The 2,552-nt window shown below is 69.7% G+C and carries 1 protein-coding gene; it reads right to left on the bottom strand.

Going from position 1 to position 2,552, the window contains the following annotated elements:
• Positions 1-2,179: BTAD domain-containing putative transcriptional regulator (locus AB0O34_RS36605; RefSeq protein ID WP_363923569.1), on the bottom strand; the 2,179-nt coding region annotated here is incomplete at its 3' end.
• Positions 2,180-2,552: the final 373 nt, after the last annotated feature.

The raw sequence follows: 2,552 nt of genomic DNA, 5'->3' as shown, positions 1-2,552 counted from the left end.
CGCGTAGCATCACCGCCTCGCCGAGCCGGTTCCCCGTGTTCCGGCACGCGAGCAGAGCGGTCCGATGGGTCTGCTCCAGCTCGTTCCAGTACCCCCGGATGATCGCGGCGTTCAGCAGTGAACCGGCCAGCTCCCACGCCAGCTCCTCGTGGCCGATGGCCGAGGCCTGCGACACGGCCGCGACCAGACAGGCTCGTTCGCTCTCGAACCAGGAGAGCGGGTCGGCGGCGGCAAGCCTGTCATGGACCGGTGAGGGCACGGGCCAGCGCGGCGCCCTTCCCCGTATCGGCGCGTACCGCGAGGACGGCAGGTGGTCGTCGGCCTCCTGTGCGAGGGCGAGCAGGGTGGCGAGTGCCCTGGTGACCACGACGCGGATGGTGGCGTCGTTCTCCTCCAGCGCGGCCCGCTCGCGGGCGTAGAGCCGGACGAGCCGGTGGAAGCTGTAGCGGGTGTGGCCGGTGGCGTCCGTGCCCACGACCTCCAGGAGGCGCGTGTCGGCGAGCGCGTCGACGAGTTCCTCGGCCGCCTCCGGGGAGATCTCCAGCATGGTGGCGGCCGTCCACGCCGCGAACGACGGCACGTCCAGCAGGCCGAGCAGGCGGAACGCCCGCTGTGCCGCTTCGCCGCTTCGCCGGTAGCCGGCCGCGAGGTTGGCCCGCACGTCGAGGTCCTCCAGGGTCAGCTCGTCCAGTCCCCCACGGGCGAACCGTTCGGTGAAACGAGTGAGCGTCAGGTGTGGACGCGAGGTCAGTCGCGTCGCCGCCGCCCGGATGGCCAGCGGCAGCTCGCCGCACGACCGTACGAGTTCCGCGGCCGCCTCGGGTTCGGCCTCGACGCGCTTGGCGCCGAGGATCGCCGTGAGCAGTCCTTCGGCGTCCTCCGGTTCCATCACGCCGAGGTCGACGGCGCAGGCGCCGGGCCAGCCGGACAGCCGGGAGCGGCTCGTCACGATGACGCCGCAGGAGGGTGAGCCGGGCAGCAGCGACTTGACCTGGGCGGCCCCGGCGAGGTTGTCCAAGACGACGAGGATCCTGCGCCCAGCGAGCCGGCTGCGGTACAGATCCACGCGCTCCTCCATGTCCTCGGGGATGGCGGAGGAGTGGATGCCGAGCGCGCGCAGGAACCGGGTGAGCACCCGCCCGGGGTCGGCCGGGCACGCGTCGGTGCCGAGCAGGTCCGCGTACAGCTGACCGTCGGGGAAGTCGTCGCTCATGCGGTGGGCCACGTGGATGGCCATGGTGGTCTTGCCGACCCCACCCTGCCCGGTGATCAGCGTGACCGTGATGGGCCCGCGTTTGCGGTTGGCGAGATGGTTGCACAGGTGCTCGACCAGCACCTCGTGGCCGGTGAAGTCGCCGATGTCGGCGGGCAGGAGGGCCGGCCGAAGGGGTGCGGGGCCCGGGGTCTCGTACGAGGGCTGCGGACCCGTCTCCTGCCGCAGTACCTGCAGGTGCGCCGCGCGTAGCTGGGCGCCCGGGTCGATGCCGAGCTCATCGGCGAGCCTGGCGCGGGTCGACTCGTACGCGGCCAGCGCGTCGGCCTGCGCTCCTGACGCGGCGAGGGCCAGGACCAGCCAGGAGTGGACGGCCTCGTCCAGCGGTTCGGCCAGGGCGACGGCGCGGAGCTGCGGCAGCACTTCGGAGGCGAGGCCGAGCCGCAGCGCGACCTGCGCGGCCTCCAGCAGGACGTTGATGCGCTCCTGGTCGATGGCGCGCACCCAGGGATGGCCCTTGAGCATGTGGTCGAGGTCGGACAGGCATGGTCCCTGCCACATGCGCAGGGCTTGGAGCAGTAGTTCCAGCGAATCTCTTGGCGATGACGCCTTCCTGGCGCAGCCCGCCAACTCACGGAAGCGGGCCAGGTCGGAGTCGCACCGGTCGAGCCGGATGGCGTAGGCGGACCCGAGCCCGGCGAGCCAGGACGAGCCGGAGTGCGCGATATGGCTGGGGTCGACTCGGCGACGTAATCGCCCTACATAGGTCTGGACGAGGTTGACGACGGAGTCCGGCGTGTCGTCGCCCCACACGGCGTCGATGATCTCCTGCCGCTGGACAGGCGCGCCCGCCTTAAGAAGCAACAACGCGAGCACGGCGCGTTGTCTGGCCGACCCGAGCTCGACCTCGGTTTCCCCTCGCCATACCCGTAACGGTCCAAGCAGGTGAAACCGTATCTCTGCCATATCTCTCCTGGAGACGAAGTGCCAATATATGCAGAAATCTGGAGAATCATACGTTTTGACTAAATGTAAAGCGAGGCTGCCAAGTGTCCTATCTCGGCCATTCCCCGGTCGGCGGGACCTCGCTGGCGGATGGCTGGACGATCCCCCTCCGGCCCGCGCTCCGCGTCCAGCCATGTGCCGACGCCTGTCCAGTGCGGACGGTCATTGTGAACCGCAAGCCTTCGAACAGCGAGAGGAGAACGAGATGAAGAAGATCAAGATTCGCAAGGTCGGTCCGGTCCGCCTGACCGCAGCGGCGTGCTCCATCTACAAGAACGTGAACTAGTACGGGCGCACCGCTGAAGCGCCGGGTGCGGCGACGCACCCGGCAGAT

This window comes from Sphaerisporangium sp. NPDC088356 (genome assembly GCF_040685555.1).
GTDB lineage: Bacteria > Actinomycetota > Actinomycetes > Streptosporangiales > Streptosporangiaceae > Sphaerisporangium.
This window is presented reverse-complemented; position numbering and strand designations above follow the sequence as displayed.